Annotated in this window: 14 protein-coding genes; 12 read left to right on the forward strand and 2 right to left on the reverse strand. The window is 48.1% G+C overall.

The features are described 5' to 3' along the window. Positions 1–538 precede the first annotated feature (538 nt). Together TCA2_RS25760 and TCA2_RS25765 are read left to right on the forward strand one after the other, a co-directional pair. The gene (locus tag TCA2_RS25760; protein ID WP_047914471.1) at positions 539–1,507 is read left to right on the forward strand and encodes a phosphotransferase family protein; all 969 of its coding nucleotides are present in this window, start codon (positions 539–541) and stop codon (positions 1,505–1,507) included. 171 nt (positions 1,508–1,678) lie between these two features. Continuing rightward, positions 1,679–2,281 (forward strand): hypothetical protein, encoded by a 603-nt coding sequence (locus tag TCA2_RS25765; RefSeq protein WP_047914472.1) that lies wholly within the window; start codon positions 1,679–1,681, stop codon positions 2,279–2,281. A gap of 369 nt (positions 2,282–2,650) precedes the next feature. On the opposite strand, the gene TCA2_RS27045 is transcribed toward TCA2_RS25765, so the two are convergent. After that, a complete protein-coding gene (locus TCA2_RS27045) occupies positions 2,651–2,896 on the reverse strand; it encodes a hypothetical protein (protein ID WP_152557840.1) in 246 nt (81 codons plus the stop codon). A gap of 89 nt (positions 2,897–2,985) precedes the next feature. Next, positions 2,986–4,347 (reverse strand): dipeptidase, encoded by a 1,362-nt coding sequence (locus TCA2_RS25770; RefSeq protein ID WP_047914473.1) that lies wholly within the window; start codon positions 4,345–4,347, stop codon positions 2,986–2,988. A 248-nt stretch (positions 4,348–4,595) separates the two neighbouring features. Between TCA2_RS25770 and TCA2_RS25775 the strand changes: the two genes are divergently transcribed. The 10 genes from TCA2_RS25775 (at position 4,596) to TCA2_RS25820 (ending at position 21,965) form a co-directional block, all read left to right on the forward strand. Continuing rightward, positions 4,596–7,004: a helix-turn-helix domain-containing protein gene (locus TCA2_RS25775; protein WP_052512305.1), complete on the forward strand. Its 2,409-nt coding sequence runs from the start codon at positions 4,596–4,598 to the stop codon at positions 7,002–7,004. Positions 7,005–7,410: 406 nt separating this feature from the next. Next, positions 7,411–8,331 carry a sugar ABC transporter permease gene (locus tag TCA2_RS25780; RefSeq protein ID WP_047914482.1) on the forward strand — a complete coding sequence of 307 codons (921 nt, stop codon included), beginning with the start codon at positions 7,411–7,413 and terminating at the stop codon, positions 8,329–8,331. A gap of 47 nt (positions 8,332–8,378) precedes the next feature. After that, on the forward strand, positions 8,379–9,263 hold the full coding sequence (locus TCA2_RS25785) for a carbohydrate ABC transporter permease (RefSeq protein WP_047914474.1): 885 nt from the start codon (positions 8,379–8,381) through the stop codon (positions 9,261–9,263). Between the two features lie 32 nt (positions 9,264–9,295). Further along, positions 9,296–10,834 carry an extracellular solute-binding protein gene (locus TCA2_RS25790; RefSeq protein ID WP_047914475.1) on the forward strand — a complete coding sequence of 513 codons (1,539 nt, stop codon included), beginning with the start codon at positions 9,296–9,298 and terminating at the stop codon, positions 10,832–10,834. Positions 10,835–10,948: 114 nt separating this feature from the next. Then, positions 10,949–14,242, forward strand: a complete 3,294-nt coding sequence (locus TCA2_RS25795; protein WP_047914476.1) for a glycosyl hydrolase — start codon at positions 10,949–10,951, stop codon at positions 14,240–14,242. Between the two features lies 1 nt (position 14,243). Beyond that, complete coding sequence (locus TCA2_RS25800) at positions 14,244–15,536, forward strand: Gfo/Idh/MocA family protein (protein WP_047914477.1); 1,293 nt, start codon at positions 14,244–14,246, stop codon at positions 15,534–15,536. Between the two features lie 54 nt (positions 15,537–15,590). Continuing rightward, the gene (locus TCA2_RS25805; protein ID WP_047914478.1) at positions 15,591–17,813 is read left to right on the forward strand and encodes a glycoside hydrolase family 105 protein; all 2,223 of its coding nucleotides are present in this window, start codon (positions 15,591–15,593) and stop codon (positions 17,811–17,813) included. A gap of 165 nt (positions 17,814–17,978) precedes the next feature. Then, positions 17,979–19,928: an ABC transporter substrate-binding protein gene (locus TCA2_RS25810; protein ID WP_047914479.1), complete on the forward strand. Its 1,950-nt coding sequence runs from the start codon at positions 17,979–17,981 to the stop codon at positions 19,926–19,928. A 4-nt stretch (positions 19,929–19,932) separates the two neighbouring features. Further along, positions 19,933–20,955, forward strand: a complete 1,023-nt coding sequence (locus TCA2_RS25815; protein WP_047914483.1) for an iron ABC transporter permease — start codon at positions 19,933–19,935, stop codon at positions 20,953–20,955. After that, positions 20,952–21,965, forward strand: coding sequence for an iron ABC transporter permease (locus TCA2_RS25820; RefSeq protein WP_047914480.1), 1,014 nt, complete (start codon positions 20,952–20,954; stop codon positions 21,963–21,965). Before TCA2_RS25815 ends, TCA2_RS25820 begins: the two co-directional genes overlap by 4 nt. The last annotated feature ends 21 nt before the right edge of the window (positions 21,966–21,986 follow it).

The raw sequence follows: 21,986 nt of genomic DNA on the forward strand, positions 1-21,986 counted from the left end.
GTTGCTCTCCTAGGTGAGCAACCAGTCTGAGTGTGAAGAGATGCTTAGTGTGGTGGGTACTTTGGTGGAAGGGGAAACGCAGTTAGATGTTGCGCGTGGTGGGTACTTTGGAGCAAGGGGAAACGCTGTTTTTGTGCTGCTCACTCCGGTTGTTTTTGCTTGGACGCGGGTAGGTCGAAGGAGCAGTGGTCCAAGCAAAAGCCAAAAGTCGTTCCCATCTCAAAAACAGCTTATTCCCAGGGGGCAGCGTCAGAAATTCTCATCTCCTCTGGGGTGTGGAGGAGGGGGACGTGGTTGCTCTCCTAGGTGAGCAACCAGTCTGAGTGTGAAGAGCGCTGCACGTGGTGCTTATTTTGGTGCAAAACACATTTTGAATGTCATGCAAAAACTCAATGTTAAGGGGTGCATATTTTTTGCTGAGGATCGTGAAGAATTGACTTTATTCTCTGTCATGTAATCGATATAGTACATAATTAGATAGGTAGAAAGAAAGCGCACTCAATACCTATACATAACAATAGGGAGATGGGCTGTCACTATGGAAAGTACTACTAAACTGAAGTTGAAGCGTAAGGATATCGAAAGCATATGTTCAGCTGCTTTTCCTGAAGCCGGGAAGCTTAAGATGGCAGAGGAGCTTACTGAAGGCTGGGCAAATTCAGCTTATCTCATCACCTTGGAGAATGATACGAAGGTAGTAGCGAAGATCGCGGCGAGCATGGACTCCTTCATGCGTTACGAGCGTAACTTGATGCGTGCAGAGGTTGAGGTGCTGCGGCTGTTGGAATCTTCGGGGTTCACCATTGCACCACGGGTTATTTATCATGATGCTACAAAAAGCATAATCGAGTCTGAGTATTTTCTAATGAGCTATATTCCAGGTCAGTCTTTAAACAAGATCAGAAATGAACTCCCGGAAAGCACATTAACAGAGATTTATCAGCAGCTGGGCGTATACAATCGTGAGATGAATGAGATCAAGGGAGACGGATTTGGCTTCTACGCTCAAGAGGAGAGAAGAAAATCGACTTGGAGGGAAGCTTTTTTTCTAATGCTGGATGATCACTTTGCCGACGCGGAAGAGCGCGGAGTGAAGCTGCCCGTGTCAGGAACCGAAATGTATGCAGCGATGTACAGACTTGCCGACGCATTGGATGAAGTGACAGAGCCTAGGCTTATCATCTGGGATTTATGGGACGGGAATGTCATGATTGAAAATAACAAGATTTCTGGCTTGATTGATTTTGAACGTGCTTTTTGGGGAGATCCGCTGATGGAGTACCATTTTAATCATAAAAATGAGGTTACAGATTTTCGTTTAGGATATGGCCGGGATGTGGTTACGGAGGCGGAACATAAGCGGCGGGCGCTGTATGATGTGTACCTTGATCTGATATTGTGTGTTGAATGTTCCTACCGTGGTTACACAGACACCAATTATTTAAAATGGGCCTCAGATAATCTTGTTCAAAGCTGGGAAGGATTTATTCGGCAATATCCTTATTAGTGATTCAGCTACACGATTATCTTAAGACGGCAGAGTAACGATTAAGAGTGGTTTGATTAGGTGTTTTACGTGAAAAGGAACGACGAGGCACGTTGCTCCTTATATGGAACTATTCATTTTATCACAGCGTCTAATCCAACAAAATGAAGATTAGATCGCGAGGTGATCTGAATGAGAAACAAATTAACAATGTTCCTTCTGAGTTTTTTAATTCTGCTTGGTCTTGTTCATTCTGTAACGCCCTTAACAGCTCATGCCTGTTCTTGTGCTGGCCCTGTCAGCATGGAAGAACAGTTGAGTCGGAAAACGGCAATTTTTACAGGAAAGCTGATCAGTCTTAGTCAACCGGACCAAGGAATGATCTGGTCTTCCGCAGATCCGGTCTCAGCACAATTTGAAGTTATGAATGTGTGGAAAGGGGAGCTAGGTGCAGAAGCCACCGTATACACTGCAAGAAGTTCAGAAAGCTGCGGTTATGAGGGATTCGAAGTTGATGAAGAATTTATCGTTTTTGCTTATGGACCGTATGATCAGCTCAAGACCGGTATTTGCGAAGGGACAAAGGAGCTGGGCTCCGCACAGGAAGAATTGGCCGCACTTGGAGCAGGGTATAAGCCGGTAGCAGATACAAGTCATGAAAAAAATGCTTCGGAAGCGCTCATCGTGAATAAAAACCCAGGATCAAGCCAAGTTTGGATTGTGCCTTTGATGATTATTGCTGCCATGCTTGCTGTGACTCTACTGGTAATACTACGTAAGCGGCGGAAAAACTAAATTCAGTCATAAATCCGAGCAGCATCACCCACACAAAAAAGAGCGGGCTGTAAATCAGCCAGCCCGCTAACAGAGCCCCATCCCCCACGCAGAGGATTGGGGCTCCAGTCATTTAAGGTGTTGTCTTCGAACCATAGAGGCGAGCCGAAGAGCGAAGAGGACGGAATTGAAGTGGAGAAGCGGAGCGTTCGTCTTTGCCGTCAGACTTCAACCGTGTAATCACAGTAGAATCAAGAAGTCTGAGGTCAACAACGATCGGAACCCAATCCGTCCACGGAGCACCCGAAGCGAGCCGCCCATCTCCGCAGCATCACATCCAGCACGCCCTTCCACGAAGCATCCCCAACACAAAAAAGAGCGGGCTGTAAATCAGCCAGCCCGCTCACGGAGCCCCATCCCCCACGCAGAGGATTGGGGCTCTAACCAATAAGATGTTGTCTTCGAACCATAGAGGCGAGCCGAAGAGCGAAGAGGACGGAATTGGAGTGAAGAAGCGGAGCGTTCGTCTTTGCCGTCAGACTTCAACCGTGTAATCACAGTAGAATCAAGAAGTCTGAGGGCAACAACGATCGGAACCCAATCCGTCCACGGAGCACCCGAAGCGAGCCCACCCATATCCGAAGCATCACATCCAATACGCCCTCCATCTCCGCAGCAACACTTCTTAATTTCGCAATTCAGCCCCAGCTCCTATGTAACCCGCCTTAGATTTGCTTCAAATAATCCACAATCGTCAGCAAGCCCTTGTCAAAGTTCTCCAGATTAAAATGCTCATTCGGTGCATGCAGATTCTCATCCGGAAGGCCAAAGCCCATCATGACAGCAGGAGCATTCAGGGTACTGGACAGCTTCTCAACAATTGGAATTGATCCGCCGTCTTTGGTGAATAGAGCACGTGTGCCATAGACGTTCTCGAAGGCATCCGCTGCTTTTTGCAGAAATGGATGGTTTGGATCAATGTTAAAGGCAAATGCTTTTTCCTTAGGAGTAAAGGAGAGCTGTGCTCCCACCGGCGTATGTGCCTTAAGATGGGCTTCGATCGCATCCATCACCTTCTGAGGGTCCTGATCTGCGACGAGTCTGCAGGTGATCTTGGCATGGGCCTCCTTCGGAATGACCGTCTTGCTGCCTTCCCCTTGGAAGCCGCCCCATACACCGTTCAGCTCCAGGGTTGGACGTGCGCCTACACGTTCTACGAAGGAGAAGCCCTCTTCACCAAACAGAGCGTCAAGCCCCAGATCCTTTTTCAGCTGATCCTCATCAAAATTTTGTTTTGCGAATTCTTCGCGCATCTCAGAGCTTAACTCTTGCACACCCTCGTAGAACCCATCTACAGAAACACGGCCCTGTGCGTCATGCAGGGAAGCAAGCAGAGACACCATGGCATGAAGGGCGTTGGGAACACCACCGCCATATGATCCCGAATGCAAATCCGTGTTTGCCGTATTTAGTGACAGTTCCATAGAGCACAGTCCGCGCAGTCCTGTTGAGATCGCAGGCTTGCCTGGAGCCAGCAGCGAGGTGTCGGAGATCAGGATCGCATCAGCAGCAAGCTTGTCCGTGTTGTCTGCCAAGTATAGCGGAAGATTTGGACTTGAAATTTCTTCTTCCCCTTCAATACAGAATTTAATGTTTACAGGCAGCTCTTTTTCCTGCTTCAAAATCGCTTCGATGGCCTTCACATGCAGGAATAATTGACCTTTGTCATCTGTGGCTCCGCGGGCGTATAGCTTACCGTCCCGAATATCCGGTTCAAATGGCGGTGTCTGCCACAGATGGAGCGGATCGACTGGCTGTACATCGTAATGGCCGTAGATGAGAAGCGTTGGCTTCCCTTCTGCATGAAGGTAATCAGCCGTAACAACAGGATGGCCTTGCGTAGGGTGAATCTCTACATGCTCAAGACCCGCCGTCTTTAGTTTGTCAGCTACCCATTCTGCCGCCTTCAGAACATCTCCTTTATGTTCGGACAGAGCAGAAATACTTGGAATCGCAAGCCATTCCTTTAATTCATTCAAATGTGTCTCGCGATGTTCAGCAAAATATGCTTTATAATCAACGCTCATTGTAATATTCATCCTCCTTGATTCATCATAAACAGCAGCAATGATATTGCTTTGCCCTATTATTTTACACTCTTTTTGGCAGAATACGAAATTATTCCGGGTTGAGATACGGAATTCATCCAAGCTAGCAGGAAATGAAGAGGGAACAGCGAATGCAAACAGAGAATATATAAAACATTTACAAAATTATAAATAAATTAATAAAATATTATAGTAAACTTCATAGGAAACGGGCAGGTGAGCGATTCATGAATCCGCAGCAGGTGTTGACGGGAGAGAAAGAATACGATCCACTACCTAGTGAGAAGAAGCGGCCTTTCAAAGGCCGGTACTATCGGAAGAATCTCATTACGATTCTGCTCATCGCGAGCATTCCGGGCTTAATTACAGGAATCGTTATTTACTGGCTGGTCGTCTCCCAGATGGAGGAGGAGTTCAGTCGGCTGCATCAGAATCAGATCAGTAATCGGGCAGCGAACATCGCTGATCAATTTTCATATATGGAGCTTGGATTATCCCACTGGGCCTTTGAGCCTCGATTCGGCGAAGAATTAAAGGATATGGATTACGTCTATCATTTTGACCAGACGGAGGATATTGTTACAACCTTATATGTGTTACAGGGGTCACATCCGCTGATAGATAAGGTACAGCTCTATTTGAATGAGCCGAAGCCGATTTTGTTTAACCGCTCTTATGGAGAGCTGTCGGATGAACAGTTGATCCGATCCTATCATCAATATTTAACGGGCGGCAGTCAGGTGTACTGGACAGATAGGCTTCCAGGACAGCTCCTGCCCGAAGGTGATGTGAACACGGCTGAGGAGCTGCTGCATACAGACACTAATGAAGCGCTGGTGCTGGTGCACAAAATTCCCGGAGGGAGCACGGCACCGTTCGGAGCCCTTATTGTGACGCTAGATAATGATAAAGTCAGAAGTATTCTGAAAACGCTTACTCCATATGACCAGGGCTCGACCTTTTTGCTGGATAAGAGCGGAGAGGTGCTGGTGTCCGGCGGTGATCACAAAGGGGCCTCCTCCGGTGAGCTGAACGAGCAGATTAGGCAGCAGGTCGATTTGGAGCGTAATAACGGTTCTTTTTTATATACATTTGAAAATACAACGTATTCAGTGTCCTATGGCAAGCTGAGTCGCATTGACTCTGATTGGGTCTATGTATCCGCCGCTCCGATAACGGATATTACAGCACCCTTATTGTCGGTGTCCAAATTCATTGTAATCGTCAGCGCGGCAGGTCTGCTTATTGCCATTTTATTATCCTGGCTGGCCTCACGGCGTATTTATTCCCCTATTGAGCGGTTGCTCGGTGTATTGGGTACGAATGAAAAGGAGCGACTTCAAGGAACATTACTGCATCATGACGAGTTTGAATTACTTGAAACCTACTGGAACGACCTTCTTACGGAGAGAAGCAGAGCAAGACGCAAGCTGGATGATCAGCTGCCCATGCTGCGTGGAAGCTTCGTTATGCAGCTGATTCAAGGGCATCTATCTTCCCATTCAGAAGCATATCTCATTGAACAGATGTCAGATCTCGGGTTCAAGGTGGAGGATCGCCAATTTTTGCTGGTGAAGCTGCGGCTGACGGGCTATTCGAATCTAAACGGTCGTTTTAACGAGCAGGACACAGGACTTGTCACTTTTGCTGCTGTTAATATTATTGAAGAGTTTGCCGCACAGCGGTTTGAGCAGGCTGCAGTCCTGAATTTTCATGATTTATCCGCGGCTGTGCTCCTTACGGGCACCACTGAAGAGTCACTGAAGTCCGCTGCCCTTGTGTGGGGAGATGAGCTGATGCTGGTGATCAACCGGATTATGAAGATGAACGTAACGATCTTGATCAGCAGGCCAGCAGGCTTGGTATCCGAGCTTCCGGCACGATTCCTGGAGCTGGAGCAGGCAGAAGCGTTTAGAAGCATTGAAGATCTGAATCAGCTTCTGGATCTGGATGAAGAATTGCAATATCAAAAAATAGAAGAGTCAAGCTATCCTTTCCTCCTTGAGCGCGATATCGTCCAGGCGGTGCGTACAGGCAAAATGGAAGAGGCACAGCGTATCTTGTCTCAATTTATGGAGGAGGCCATTAAGCAGCATACGACCGAGTACCAATTACAGCAAACGATGCTTCAGCTGCTGGCGAGCCTGCTTCACATGATGCTTCAGTCCGGAGTTCCCTCTCATCAGCTGTTCAAGGGGAGGAATCTGTATGAGGAGATTGCATCCTTGAAGGAACGGGTTCCAATTGAGAAGTGGATGAGACAAGAAGTATTTCTTCCTTATATCCGTTACATGGAAGAGAGATCTCATGCCGGACTTAAGCCCGTTATTGACCGAACGATGCAGCGTATCGACGAGCAGTACATGACAGACATATCGCTGGAAAGCTGTGCAGACCAAGAGGGAATGACCCCTTACGCTCTTAGCAAAGCATTTAAACAGGTAGCAGGCATCAATTTTATCGATTATGTAACTTACAAACGGATTGAGGCAGCGAAGGAATTGCTGAGAGAAACAGATTTGAAAATGAATGATATCGCGGACCGAGTTGGTTATCAGCACAGCTACTTTAACCGGATTTTTAAGAAGCAGGAAGGAATGACGCCAGGTCAATATCGCGATCAATGGCATCAATAGCAGTGTGCTGAAGATCAGGAAGCCTCTACTTGTCCTCGTTGAAATTTATTCGGTGGATAAGTAGAGCTTTTTTATGAGTACAAAGCCATTCTTCATGCATGGATACACATGACTTTATCTAATTTACAAAAAAAGTAATTCAGGCAAAAAAGTTCAATCACATGAAAACCCCCGATTTAAGAAGCTTCTTAAAACGCTGTAATGACGTTCTTTTCTGCCGAATTGAAGGGCCGGAACAAAAAATGAATGTTGGCGGAAACGCAAAACGTTGGATAAAGTAAGGATCATACATTTTGATAACGCTTTCAAAATGAACGAAGAAAATGGAAAGGAGACGTCTATGAAAAATGATTCGCAGATCCCGGGAATCGTCGGTTACGGCTCTCAAATTCCTACGAAGGCGGACATGAAAAGGAATGCAAGAAAACGATGGCTGTCCCAGCTGAAACGCAACAAATGGTTATACTTGCTGGTCACGCCTGGACTTCTATACTTTCTTGTATTCAAATATGCGCCGATGTGGGGAATCGTCATTGCCTTTCAGGATTATCAGCCTTTTCTCGGTATTCGGGAAAGTGAATGGGTTGGATTCGAAAATTTCACGACCTTTTTCCAAAATCCTGATTTCTACAGGCTGCTGCGCAACACCCTGATTCTGGCCGTGTATGATCTCGTATTTTTCTTCCCGGCTCCCATTCTCGTGGCCTTACTTCTCAATGAAATTTCAAAATCCTGGTTTAAACGAACCGTACAAACGTTAGTCTATGTTCCGCATTTTGTATCCATGGTTATTATTGCAAGTATTACGTATGTATTTCTTACGCCTGACGGCGGGGTTCTGTATGAGCTGATCGCCTGGATTACAGGCACGCCCATCGATGTTCTGTCTGATCCGGATGCCTTCAGACCGCTCATTATCGTTCAGATGCTGTGGAAGGAAGTCGGCTGGGGCACGATTATCTTCTTAGCGGCACTCGCTGGTGTAGATACCGAACAGTACGAGGCTGCAATTGTGGATGGCGCGGGACGCTTTCGCCGGATGTGGCATATTACACTGCCGGCCATCCGTAATGTCATCATCATTCTGCTCATTCTTCGTCTGGGTAACTTCCTTGATACCGGATTTGAGCAAATCTTCCTCATGACCAACTCCCTTAACCGCGATGTTGCCGATGTGTTCGATACTTATGTATACCAGGTCGGTATCACTCAAGGGGCATTCAGTTACAGTACAGCGGTTGGATTATTCAAGTCGGTCGTAGGGATTATCCTCATTCTTGGAGCGAATAAGCTTGCCAAGAAGTTCGGCCACTCCGGCATCTACTAGACAAAATATCGGCCAATAACATGACTCTTGCAAAGGAGGGACAGTAGATGGACAAAAGGTTTAATACGCCGGGCGGACGAGTCTTTGACGTATTCAATTACCTGATTCTCAGCATCTTCGGGATTGTCACGGTGCTTCCGTTTCTATATATTATCGGCAACTCGTTTGCAACGGAAGCCGAAATCACGGCGCGAAACTTCTTTCTCATTCCACATGATATTTCCTTCAGTGCGTATCAGTACATCTTTTCATCATCTACGATTTTTAAGAGCATTGGGAACTCCGTATATATTACGGTTGTGGGAACACTCGTTAATCTGCTGTTCACACTAACCATGGCGTATCCGCTCTCCCGCAAGGATTTTTGGGGACGGAATGTCATCATGAACCTCGTCATCTTCTCCATGCTGTTCGGAGGAGGGATGATTCCAACCTATCTGGTCATTCGAGAGCTGGGTCTTCTGGATACTTACTGGTCCTTGATTCTACCTGGTGCTATCGGTGCCTTTAACCTGATTGTCGTCAAAAACTTTTTTCAGGAGCTGCCTGCAGGACTGGAAGAGGCGGCGCGGATTGACGGTTGTACAGATCTCGGTGTATTTTGGCGCATTGTTCTTCCCCTTTCCAAGCCGGTCATTGCTACGTTTGCGTTGTTTTATGCAGTAGGGCATTGGAATAACTTCTTCTCGGCGCTCTTGTACCTGTCGGACAGTGCCATGTGGCCGCTGCAGGTTATGCTCAGACAGATTGTGCTGCTCTCGCAGGGCACAGCCGGAGATATGGCAAACATGGATCCTAATTTTGTTCAGCCTCCGGAGCAATCCATTAAGATGGCGGTCATCGTCGTCGGTACGATCCCAATTCTGCTGGTTTATCCGTTCCTTCAGAAGCACTTTGCCAAAGGCATGCTGCTTGGTTCAATTAAAGGTTAATCCAAATAAACTATTCAATGGGGGTACTGTTTATGAAACAAGCCAAGAAGTCTGTGAAGCATTCGATCAAAGTTCTAAGCACTTCGTTCCTTGTGGCGGCAATGCTTGCCGCTTGCTCATCCTCGCCGGGCGGTAACGGTGAGCAGGCGCAATCCGGTTCATCCGGAGGAGAAGCCGCAGGCAAATTGGAGCTTGGCATTATGGTACCAAATTTTGAAGCGGAAACGCCGGCTGCCAATAATCCTGTCATTCAGAAGCTGGAGGAGCTGACCAATACGGAGCTGGAATTTCAGTGGGTGCCTAGCAGCTCATATGAAGACAAGTTCAACATTACACTGGCTTCAGGCAAGCTGCCGGACGTCATGGTCGTTCTCGGTAAATCGCCAAGCTTCATCAATGCCTCACGCAACGGTGCCTTCTGGGAACTGGGTCCTTATCTGAAGGACTATCCAAACTTATCTCAAGCGAATGAGATTATTCTGAACAATGCTTCGATAGATGGGAAGACGTATGGAATATATCGTGCACGGGTTTTGGGACGTAACGGTGTTACCATCCGTAAGGATTGGCTGGATAATCTCGGACTCAGCGCACCGACGACTATTGATGAATTTTATAACGTAATGAAGGCCTTCACGGAGAATGATCCGGACGGCAATGGCAAGAAGGATACGTACGGGCTGATTGCAAGTAAATTCAACGGACCTTGGGATATCATGTCGGTGTGGTTTGGTGCACCGAATCGCTGGGGTGAGGATGAGAACGGTCAGCTCGTTCCGGCTCATAAGACACCACAATATTTGGAAGCGCTCAAATTTTTCCGCAAGCTATATGAGGAAGGACTCGTCAACAAGGATTTTGCGGTCATGGATGCAACGAAGATGCCGGATCTTATGGTCAATGGAAAAGGTGGTGTTATGGTCGACGTAGCGGATAACGCTCAGCGGATCGATCAGAAGGTGTTGGAGAAGGATCCAAATGCGACGGGAGCCATCGACGTGCTGCCTGCCATGGTTGGACCTGAAGGGCATCGAGATCTGCCGACCTCGGGATACTCCGGAATGATTGCTATTTCGAAGAGCGGTGTGAAGACAGAAGAAGAATTGAAGGAAGTGCTGACCTTCCTAGACAAGCTGAACGAGGAAGAGCTGCAGATGCTGATGAGTTCAGGCATCGAGGGTACGCACTATGAGAAGAAAGAGGACTATATCGTACCGAGTACGGATAAACAGATTTTGCGCGATTTGAATGGTACGAATCAGATCCTGATGTTCATTCCGGAAACGCGGGGTCTCAGCGTAGAGCAGACACCAGTCCGTCAGAAGGTTGCTGAAATTCAGAAGGCAAATGAAGAAATTGTCATTCCTAACCCAGGCGAGCCTCTAATCTCGGATGTGTATGCACAAAAAGGACCTCAGCTCGACAACATTATTAATGATGCCCGTACCAAGTTTATTGTCGGCCAGATTGATGAACAAGGACTGCAGGAAGCCTTTGAGCTGTGGGAGGCAAACGGAGGTACGGAATATATCGAGGAAGTAAACAAGCTGTACGCTGAGGTTAAACAGTAAGAGCTCTTCATTAACCAGCAGCATTCATAGATGAGGAGAGCGGGATGTCCCCCTCTCCTTTTCCGCTGATGAACAATTCGAAGGGAAATAATTCCTTACTGAGGAGGTGGCTTTATGTTGGTATCACAGACGTTCCAGAATCCGGGTAACGAATTCAGAGTACAGCCCTTTTGGTTCTGGAATGGGGAGATGGATGACGAGCAGATTGCATTCCAGATTGCCGAAATGGCGAAGCAAGGTGTTGGCGGTTTTTTTATCTGTGCAAGACAGGGGCTGACCATTCCTTATCTGTCACAGGCTTGGTTTGACAAGGTGAGGTGTGCGGTGAGTGAGGCGAAGAAATACGGACTCCATGTGTGGCTGTACGACGAGTATCCTTACCCCAGCGGAATGGCAGGAGGCGAGGTCACTCTCGAAATGCCGGAGGCGAAGCAGCGTACGCTGGAGCATTACACGAGACAGGTCTCCAGTGGGGAAACAGTGTCCTGGACTCTGCCATGGGCGGTAATCTTGTATGCGAAGGCCATTCGTCTGGATGAGTGTGGCAGACGTGTATGGGAAGAAACGATTGATCTTCGCAAATCCATCGGGAACGTTCAGCTGGAGCAGGTCTACCAGGAGACGGGCCTGACCTCTTATAATCGTAAACGGTTTTTCACCTACGAAACGGCATTTCAGCTCGAATGGGATCCTCCCGCAGGAGATTGGGAATTGATCATCTTCATGGAGAAGGAAATTACGGATTTTAAATATTACGGCAATTTTGTAGATCCCATGAACGAAAAGGCAATGAAACGATTCATTGAGCTGACACATGAACGGTATGAGGCGGAATTGGGTGAAGAGTTTGGGGGTGTCATCAAAGGGATATTCACGGATGAAATTGCGCCGCTGGGCCGCATACCGTGGTCATCGCAGCTGCCTGCTTTTTTCAAGTCGCAGAACGGGTATGATCTGCTGGAGCACTTACCTGCACTGATATGCAGAGATGCAAGAGATGCTGCTCGAATCCGCTACGATTACTTTCAATCGGTTCATCTGCTGCTGAGACAATCGGTGCACAAGCAGGCCCATGATTTCTGTGAGCGGACGGGAATACAGTATGCGGCAGAGGTTCCTTCCGTCCGAATGACGACACAGCTGTACAGTCATCTTCCCGGTGGAGATTCGGCGCACGAGAAGATTGGAAGATCGCTGTCCTATATCCTTGACCGATATGGACTCAAGATGCGGGATAATCCGAAGATGGTCAGCTCTCTCGCAAGACAGCTGGGGAGAAAACGAAATATGATTGAATGCTTCCACAGTGTAGGCTGGTCGATAACATTGCAGGATGCCAAGTGGATGATCGATCGAATGGCGGCACTGGGTACGAATTTTTATAATTTTCATGCCTTTTTCTATACCATTGGCGGTCTTGCGAAGCATGATGCTCCCCCATCGCAGTTCGTACAGAACCCGTATTGGCCTTATTTCCGTGAACTGGGCGATTATGTGGGTCGAATCAGCTACCTGATGTCAGAGGGACATGCAGATATTCGAATCGCGGTGCTGGATCCGACAACCTCTTTCTGGACCTTGATGGGGAATCCGCTGCATGGATTCAGCTATGCAGGAGTCGACGAGGAGGAGATGGAGGAGCTCGAACAGCTTAAGCACGACTGGCTTACTTTGACCACACTTCTGCTTAAGCATCGCCGGGATTATGATCATCTTGACCCGGAGCTGTTAGCAAGCAGCACCGTGGATGATGGCAAGATCCGGATTGGCGAAGCCCGATACGATGTGCTGATATTACCGCCGCTTAACAATCTGGAGGCAGAACCATGGCAGAAGCTATGCTCTTACGTCCAGGCTGGCGGCAAAGTGATCTCCATCGGCAGACTTCCGAATGAAATGGTTCAGGCTGCAAGCCCTGGGAAGGAACAGATCGAAGTACTCCTGGATGCGGAGAATGCCCGATTTATCCATACCGACGAGGGCTTGGAGAAGGCTTTTACCAGAGATGTGCTGCCGCTGCTTGATGAGTGGGCCCCCGAATTCGTCGCTTTAGAAATGAAGGAGGACCCGTTAGCGGTGCTTCAGCAGATTCGGTGGATATCTGATGATCAGGCGCTTCTGTTTGTAACGAATCAGGAAGGAGAGCTAATCAGAGCAAACCTGCGGATAGATGCGGAGGAATTTAAGGCGAGAGTGGACAGAGGCGATGCCGCAGATGACGCACAAGATCAGCTCTACATTAGGATGAAGCAAATAACGCTGGAGACGGGAGATGAAGCTGCACCAGCTATACTTACGCCGCTCTATTCGGAAACAGGCAATGTGACCGGGTATGAACGATCGATCGAGCTGGCTCCTTACGAAGCACAAGCTTATCTGATCGAACGGAGTCCTAAGCCAGAGGCAATTCCTACTCAGACAGTGAAGGCCGTGAAGGCATCGAGTCGATGCTGTCAGGAAGTGTTGATTCCTTTATCCGGAGCCTGGGAGCTGAAGGCTGCTGAGGAGAATAAATTGAGACTTGGCGAATTCTCTTTGACCGTTATGGATGCGGATGGCAAGGTACATCTCCGTGGCGCCCAAGTTACGGCCAAACCCTTCATTGACCAGGTTGCTGAATGGGGCAGCGAAGGGCTGCCCATCAGGTTTGATCAAGTATTCGGGACACCGAAAAAGGCTCAGCTGGCCTATCCTTTGTACGCTCGATATGTTACTGAATTTGATTGCCGTACGAAGCTGAGCCAGGCGCTGCTCTTTTTCGATCGACATGCCATTTCGGGTGAGTACACTCTTGATGTAAATGGAAGACGGCTTACAGGGGACGAGTTTATGTCCGTCAATATTACCGATCACAATAATATCGCTGCGAGCATCGGGGCTTACCTCTATGAAGGCGTCAATAAGATTGTGGTTGAGGTTCGGATTGAGAATGACGATGACGGGCTTCTGGATCCTTTGATGCTCTCGGGCAGCTTTGGTGTTTATTACGTGGGTGAACAGCTTGTGCTTCAGGATATACCAGACCAGACCGCCATTCTCCAGCCGGAGCCTGTGGAGGGGTATCCGCATTATGCGGGCACCATGCGTTATCGCCGTACCTTTATGTACTCAGCTCCAGCCATTCAGAATACGGATAAATTCGAGCTTACCTTCGACGATTTCCGGATTCAGGATGTGGTCGAGCTCCGTGTAAATGGCCATTCACTCGGTGTAAGAGCATGGTCACCGTACCAATGGACCGGAAGCACCTCCATTCTGAAGGATGGAGAGAATGAAATCGAAGTGAGTGTGACGGGAACGCTGATCGGACTGCTTGAAGGAGCTTATTTTGATCAGGAAGAGCATGCGCTCAGAAACGTGAAGGAACGTTATCGCAATCCAAAATCGGTGTTTAAGGAGCGAATTTGATATGAGCAAAAAAACGTATGTACTTGTCGGTACGGGCGGAAGAGCTGGATTTTTCTATACGGCACTGGCCAAAGATTTTCGGGAGCAATCGGAGCTGTTGGCATTTTGCGATACGAATCAGACACGGATGAATTACGCGAATCAAATATTAACCGAGCAGTGCGGATATCACGCAGTTCCGACCTACAAGGATCATCAATTTGAGGAAATGATTGAGGCACTCAAGCCGGACTATGTCATCGTCACGAGTATTGACCGGACACATCATCGTTATATCATTCGCGCCATGGAGCTTGGCTGCGACGTCATTACAGAGAAGCCGATGACGGTTGACGAAGAGAAGTGCCAGGAGATACTCGATGCGGTGGAGAAGTCCGGACGAAACGTAAGAGTGACCTTCAACTACCGCTATGCTCCTCATCATACCAAAGCTCGTGAGCTTATTATGAACGGTACGATCGGAGATGTGCATTCTGTACATTTTGAATGGCTGCTGAACACTCAGCATGGGGCCGACTATTTCCGCAGATGGCACCGGGATAAGCGAAACAGCGGAGGTCTGCTGGTACATAAATCAACACACCACTTTGACCTCGTTAATTTCTGGATTGGCTCGCAGCCGGAGACTGTGTTTGCCTTCGGGGATCTGCTCTTCTATGGCAAGGAAAATGCCGAGAGACGCGGTGAGCGTCATGACTATCCAAGAGCGACGGGGCATGCGAATGCCAAGGAGGACCCGTTTGCGCTGCACCTGGATCAAAGCGAGGGACTGAAGGCGATGTATTTCGATGCTGAGCACGAGGACGGCTATCAGCGTGATCAGAATGTGTTCGGAGACGGAATTAGTATTGAAGACACGATGGGCGTTCTCGTTAAATACAAGAACCGTGCTGTGCTGACGTATTCCTTAAATGCTTACATGCCGTGGGAAGGCTACCGAATTGCCTTTAATGGCAGCAAAGGCCGGATCGAGATGAACATCGTTGAGCAGTCCTATGTGAATGCCGGTGGTGACAGAGCCATTGAAGGCGCCCTTCAGGGACATAACATTACCGTGTATCCCATGTTTGATGCCCCTTATCGTGTCGAGGTAGAGGAAGGCGAAGGAGGTCATGGCGGTGGTGACCCGGTGCTGCTTAACGATCTGTTCGGAGAGCCAGTGGAGGATCCATTTCATCGTGCAGCCAATCACGTAGACGGGGCAAGGTCCATTCTGACAGGCATTGCGGCGAATAGAGCGATACGCACAGGACTGCCTGTTCGGATCAAAGATCTCGTTAAGTTCTATAACTGATCCCTGTGATCAACTCGTGCAGCTAATCTATATCGGTATAAAGGAGCGGATAAGATGCGTTATTTTCACGAAAATGAGTCCATTGCAAGTCGCAATCACGATGCGATAGAGGATGTATTGTCCACCATTGCGCAGCGTTATATCGGTGATAATCCGAAGCAGTCCTTCTTGTTCAGGGCATATAATGAAGCAGGCTTTAACCGACTGCCTGACTATAGATATGAGATGAATCTGAATGATCGTCTGCCGGATGCACCGTCAGGAAGCTATGCCTTTATCTGGGGGAAGCTGTGGAGTCAGAATCCGAATGAAACCAAGCTGAATATGAGCCTGAGCTGCTATAGCCCGGTAACCATATACGTGAATGGGGAGCTGTTCTTCAAATCAGATCTTCATCAGGAGCTGTTTCCCGACAGACGCTGGCCGCTTGCTGTTCCCGTTCAGTATGGCTGGAATGATATTGTGCTTCAGTTTGTGAAGACCGATGTCGGCTTTGGCGGTGTGTTTGGTACAGGCTCCTTCAAAAATTTCCCGCTGCACTTCATCAATCCGAGCGCTGATCGAAACGATCAGGAGGGATGGATGTACTCGGAGTTTTTTACCAATCCGGAGCAGGAGCTGCCTAGACTTGGAATGAAGGAGAAGGACACAGATCTTATCTGGTATCCTCGCCACAGCTGGACCAGGGAGGAGCTGGATCAGGGCGTATTCGGCAGAATTTATGGGCTGGAGCCATTGCAGACGGCTTATGCATGGAGCACCTTCCACGTCAAGCAGCCCGAGGGCAAGCCGGTGCGGATTAAGGGACGTCATGATGGAGCGCTATCGCTATATGTCGACGGCGAAGAAGTCTATGCTTCAAGTGCTTCCGGTGAGATCGACCTGAAGCTTCCGCGGATATTCGGAGCGCATCAGCTCATCGCCAAAGGGACCAACACAGAGGACGCGGCTGCAAGGTGGGGATTTGAGCTCAAGGACTTCGGACGTAACAGCGGAGTAAGCTGGCATTCACCTTATTCGGTGGCAGGCAGCCAGGATTCATGGCTGTATTTAGGGCCTTTTGATCCTTCAAATGAGCCGCAGCTGAGCACCGTTCAAGAAGTGAACCGAATCCATGGTGACGATTCTAGAGGTGTATACTACCGGCTCGATTTTCCGAATACGGTCATTCGGCCTTATCTAGAGAGCACGCATTATGGGAAATGGAACTATCCACTGGGTGTGACGCTGCTTGGATTGATGCAGACCGGGCTGGAGCTCGGCGAGGAAGCGTATGTCCGTTATGCGGTAGAGCATATTTCGCTCAGCACGTCATTTGATAAGTATGGATTATGGGACAGAGCGACTTATGGTGCAGCAGGAATTAATAATCAGCTGTCCGCTATAGATAGTCTTGATGACTGCGGATCCTTTGGAGCAACGATGCTGTTTGCCATGGAGCAGGCTTCTATTCCGGGCGGCAGGGACACGGCGGATCGGATTGCCAAGTACATGAGAGAAGATCAGGAGCGTCTGCCGGACGGAGCTTTTTTCCGAAGAAGAGGAGCTGCAGAGATGAGACAGGAGACGATGTGGTGTGATGATCTATACATGAGCACTCCGTTTCTGACGCGGTACGCCAAGCTGACTGGTGACAGCACCTATCTTGAGGATGCCGTTCAGCAGTTTCTGTTGTTCAAGCAATATCTCTATATTCCAGAACTGAAGATCATGTCACATGTTTATGACTTTGTCAGAGGCAGTGCTACAGGTATCCCATGGGGAAGAGGCAATGGCTGGGTGCTGTTTTCACTGACAGAGCTGCTGACGATGCTGCCTGATACACACGAGAAGCGGCCTGAGCTGCTTGGCTTCTACCGTGACTTATGTGAAGGATATGTTGCGCTGCAGGGAGAAAACGGTCTATGGCATCAGGTACTGAACCGCCCAGACAGCTATGAGGAGAGCTCCTGTACTTCAATGTTTATATACGCTTACGCCAAGGGCATTCGTTCTGGCTGGCTGGAGGATACAGGCAAGTATGTGGATTCCGTGTTAAGGGGCTGGGAGGGTCTCACCCGGATCGCTATCGACTACAAAGGCAACATTTATGGGGTCTGCAGAGGTTCAGGATATTCCTTCACGGCTTCTTACTACAAGGATGATCTCGGTTGGAACCTGAATGATACCCACGGAATCGGCATTGTACTGCTTGCAGGGGTAGAAGCTCTGAGAATGCAGGTGGCCCTCCGAGAGAGTGCAGATACAGATGCTTTTGCAGTGTCAGCACAGCATTAATTTATTTTGGATATTGCTAAAGGGTATAATCAAGGGCTGGAGATGCTGAACGCATGTCCGGCTCTTTTTTTCTGTGAAAACATTGTAAATGAGAACGGTTATCATTAGAATTAGATTTGAGTTTTAAAAAATAGATATGTATGTTCACGACATGGAGGTGATCGAATGAACATGAGTGAATATATCCACTTATGGGGGAAGGCCTCTGTCCGTGTTCTCGATGTGCGTCACATCGTTATGGAGGCTGGAGAATCGTTGTCAGCGTACAGCATGCCAGCAAAATGTTTTATATATGTCATTCGTGGAAACGCACAATTGAAGCTGGATGGACAGGAGCATGCGGCTGTTCCGTTTTACATCATACATAGTTTCAAAGGAATGATCTTAAATATTCCCAGGCTGTCTGAACCATTTGAATATCAAATTGTATTCTATAAGCCTTTTGATATGTTGTCCCGATCCAGAGAGCGTCTTGGTCTGTTGGAGAAGCGAAATTCATATGACATTCATTATGTACTTCAACCTGCCAGACCCGTGTTTATCAAGGAATTATTTACAGATATGCACAGAAGCTGGATCAGTGATGACCGATTAAAGGGTGTAATTGTACAGTCCTTGTTTCTAGGGCTGGTTTATGAACTGCTTAAGCAGCTTGAGCAGGAAGGAACGGCTGTAACGGTCCCGGATCTTACATCGCAGGCGATAGGGTATATGGACAATCATTACATGCGTCCGATCAGTGTATCTTCTGTTGCTGATGCGCTAGACTGCTCGCCAAGGCATTTATCCAGACTGTTTCAGAAAAGCGGTCTTGGAGAGACGCCTTCTGATTATTTGGCTCGACTTAGGCTGGAGAAGTCAGGGGAATTGTTAAGGGATACGAGTCTGACCTTACAGGAGATTGCAGTAAATGTAGGTTATCAGGATGGGTACTATTTTAGCCGGATGTTTAAAAAGTATACTGGCGTTTCTCCGATGGAATACCGTAAAGAGCCATTCCAGATGATCCAGATGAAGGAGAAGGGTCCTAAAATGTCATTTGGCAGGTCCGAATATTCCATTGCCGCTAACAAGCTGCGTCGCTATATTGATAATAATAATCATTATTATCAAGACGGGGGTTACACCATGAATAAAAGCAATGTTAAAAAATCAACAGCAATTATGCTGTTTATCAGTCTCAGCATTTTTCTTGCCGCATGCGGAGGTGCATCAGGAACTACAGTAATCCATAATTCTTCTCATACTGCTGCGAATGGGACAGAGGCATTAGCATCGGAAGGAACAGCTCGAATCATACAGCATGACCTTGGGGAAACAAATGTACCTGAGTCTCCGGAGCGGATCGTTGTTCTTGAACAGGGCTTTGCCCAAATTGTTGCTGCTCTTGAGGTTAAGCCGATTGGGGTTGCAGATGATAACAAGCCGGAGCGTTTTCCTAAGGATACACTTGAATACATTCAAGGTTATACCTCAGTAGGTACACGTTCTGAGCCCAATTTGGAAGTGATCCGCACACTTGAGCCGGATCTGATCATTGCAGACACAAGCCGGCATTCTGCCATCTATGAACAGCTCTCCGAGATTGCACCTACAATTGTGTTTAAGAATGATACGGCGGACTACGCGCAATCTTTGGCTGCCACTGAGGCAATTGGTGAAGCACTTGGCAAGGGAAGCGAAACACAAGTCCTGATTCAGGAGCATCAGGATGGAATTGAAGAGCTGAGAACACAAATCGATAGGAATAAGACCGTGCTAATGATTACACCCGATGAAGAGGATGGTCAGTCTTTTCAAGTTCGGACGAGCACTTCCTTCCATCCTTCGTTCTTAATAGAGGCTGGGCTACAGTATGCTCTTATGGATGAGGACGAAACGAATCAGCTGATGACGACGGAACAATTGCTTGCAATTGACCCGGATGTCATGTTGATCCTTCTTAATGAAGATGCTACGTCGGTTATTGAAGCACAGGCGGATAATCCATTATGGAACAGCCTGGCAGCGGTTCAGAACAATAACGTTCACGAGGTGGAGCTGGCAACTTGGTCCAGACAGCGCAGTATTGTGTCGCTGAATCAAATTATGGATGAAGCAGCGGATATCTTCTGACGTGATGGTACATCATTTTTCTACCAGAAGATCTTGGTGTATTCCTTTATACTTTGTGCTTATTGTGGTCTTACTCGGTATATTGTTCATAGGCTCTTTAATGATTGGCCCTGCTTTTTTCTCGGCTGAAGTGGTGGGGAGCTATTTGTTTCAATATTCAGAATGGGATAAAAATCACCTGATTCTCCATTTGCTCCGTATGCCGAGAGCGCTCGCGTCGCTGGCTATAGGTGCCAGCCTCGCTGTCTCTGGTTGCATCATGCAGGCAATAACAAGGAACCCGCTTGCTTCTCCGGGCGTATTTGGGGTGAATACTGGAGCATCATTCATGGTTGTTCTATGCATGGTGCTGTTTCCAAGCTTCGGCGGATTAGCGATGGCTGGATTCGGCTTTGCCGGTGGGCTTTTAGCTGTGCTTCTCGTTCTGTTGATGAGCGCGCTCATCAAAGGTGGAAGTGCGACTGTAAGAATGGCATTGATCGGTATGATGATACAAGCTGTCTTGTCCTCTTTAACCCAGGGCTTACTTATATTTAATGAGGAATCTGCTGGTAAAATGATCTTTTGGCTTGCAGGATCGGTGGCAGGAGTTGAGTGGGAGGAACTTAGAATACTGTTGCCTGTCAGTCTGATTTGCCTTCTCATTGCCTTTGCTCTGAGCCGAGCTCTTTCTCTGCTTAGTTTAGGAGAAGAGGTTGCGCAAGGGTTAGGTCAGCGAATATGGCTGCTGCGCATAACGGGAAGTGCTGTTGTTATCATGCTGGCAGGTATTTCAGTAGCAGTATGCGGTCCGATAGGTTTTGTTGGATTGATCGTTCCGCACATTTCCAGATACATGCTGGGTAATAATTATCAAATTGTGCTGCCGTTCTCTGCCCTAATGGGCGCTTGTTTGCTGCTCCTTGCGGATATGGTCGCGAGGCTTGTCAGCTTCCCGGCAGAGACACCGGTAGGAATTATCACAGCTTTGATAGGCGCACCTTATTTTGTGTATTTAGCAAGACGCCAAGCAAGGAGTACTTCATGAATGGATCTATAAGATCGAGAAATAAACTTACCTTTGGGTTTCTATTCATTCTCGTCATCCTCCTGGCTCTCATCAATATTGCCGTGGGTGCGGTATCTGTTACATTCATGGATATCTTGCATGCTTTTACAGGCAAGGGTGACCCCGATGTATCCCACATTATCATCCATTACAGACTGCCGCGTATAATTCTTGCGATTATGGTGGGAGCAGGCCTTGCTGTTTCCGGACTAATATCGCAGGCTATTTTGATGAATCCGATGGCAGCACCGGATACGCTGGGGATCTCAGCAGGATCGGCCTTGGGTGCTGTTGCAACCGTTTTGCTTCTAACTCCCAATATGCACAGCCAAGCTCTTACTGCACTTGCTGCATTTGCTGGGGGCGCAGCAGGCGCACTGCTTGTTTATGTACTTGCATATCAGAAGGGCCTAAACCCTGTGCGGCTTGCTCTTATAGGTGTGGCAGTCAGTGCCTGCGGAAGTACCTGGATTCAGTTGCTGATAACGAAGACTTCGGCGGGTACCAGTACGGTATTGCTGTGGCTGAACGGTTCGCTATGGGGTAGAACCTGGGATCAGGTACTGCAGCTTGCTCCGCTTATCGTTATTTTTATTCCCATGGTCTGGCTGTTCAGCAGAGCTATGGATATTCTTGCCCTCGGAGAGTCTATGTCCAAGGGACTTGGTGTGAGCCTAGAAAAGATGAGACTGATTCTATTGCTGTTGACGGTACTGCTTGCTAGCGGATCGGTTGCTACTGTTGGGATGATTGGTTTTGTAGGATTGGTGAGCCCCCATATTGCGCGTAAACTTGTTTCTGGTGGACATAGGGCATATGTTCCTGCGGCAGCTTTGACGGGCTCAGTCATGCTCCTGCTCTCAGATACGATGGGCAGAGTGCTGCTGCCGCCCATTGAATTTCCTGCGGGTCTTGTAACATCTATAATTGGGGCCCCTTTTTTTGTATTCTTATTGTGGCGGGAATCCCGGAAGCAGGCTCAGGTATAGTATTGACAATAAAGCTCTTCT

This window comes from Paenibacillus sp. TCA20, from assembly GCF_000732325.1.
In the GTDB taxonomy this organism is placed as follows: Bacteria; Bacillota; Bacilli; order Paenibacillales; family Paenibacillaceae; genus Paenibacillus; species Paenibacillus urinalis.

Bases quoted from the DNA above. Each gene is read 5' to 3' on its own strand.
- TCA2_RS25760 (WP_047914471.1), top strand. From the start codon at position 539: ATGGAAAGTACTACTAAACTGAAGTTGAAGCGTAAGGATATCGAAAGC.
- TCA2_RS25765 (WP_047914472.1), top strand. From the start codon at position 1,679: ATGAGAAACAAATTAACAATGTTCCTTCTGAGTTTTTTAATTCTGCTT.
- TCA2_RS27045 (WP_152557840.1), bottom strand. From the start codon at position 2,896: ATGGGTGGGCTCGCTTCGGGTGCTCCGTGGACGGATTGGGTTCCGATC.
- TCA2_RS25770 (WP_047914473.1), bottom strand. From the start codon at position 4,347: ATGAGCGTTGATTATAAAGCATATTTTGCTGAACATCGCGAGACACAT.
- TCA2_RS25775 (WP_052512305.1), top strand. From the start codon at position 4,596: ATGAATCCGCAGCAGGTGTTGACGGGAGAGAAAGAATACGATCCACTA.
- TCA2_RS25780 (WP_047914482.1), top strand. From the start codon at position 7,411: ATGAAAAGGAATGCAAGAAAACGATGGCTGTCCCAGCTGAAACGCAAC.
- TCA2_RS25785 (WP_047914474.1), top strand. From the start codon at position 8,379: ATGGACAAAAGGTTTAATACGCCGGGCGGACGAGTCTTTGACGTATTC.
- TCA2_RS25790 (WP_047914475.1), top strand. From the start codon at position 9,296: ATGAAACAAGCCAAGAAGTCTGTGAAGCATTCGATCAAAGTTCTAAGC.
- TCA2_RS25795 (WP_047914476.1), top strand. From the start codon at position 10,949: ATGTTGGTATCACAGACGTTCCAGAATCCGGGTAACGAATTCAGAGTA.
- TCA2_RS25800 (WP_047914477.1), top strand. From the start codon at position 14,244: ATGAGCAAAAAAACGTATGTACTTGTCGGTACGGGCGGAAGAGCTGGA.
- TCA2_RS25805 (WP_047914478.1), top strand. From the start codon at position 15,591: ATGCGTTATTTTCACGAAAATGAGTCCATTGCAAGTCGCAATCACGAT.
- TCA2_RS25810 (WP_047914479.1), top strand. From the start codon at position 17,979: ATGAACATGAGTGAATATATCCACTTATGGGGGAAGGCCTCTGTCCGT.
- TCA2_RS25815 (WP_047914483.1), top strand. From the start codon at position 19,933: ATGGTACATCATTTTTCTACCAGAAGATCTTGGTGTATTCCTTTATAC.
- TCA2_RS25820 (WP_047914480.1), top strand. From the start codon at position 20,952: ATGAATGGATCTATAAGATCGAGAAATAAACTTACCTTTGGGTTTCTA.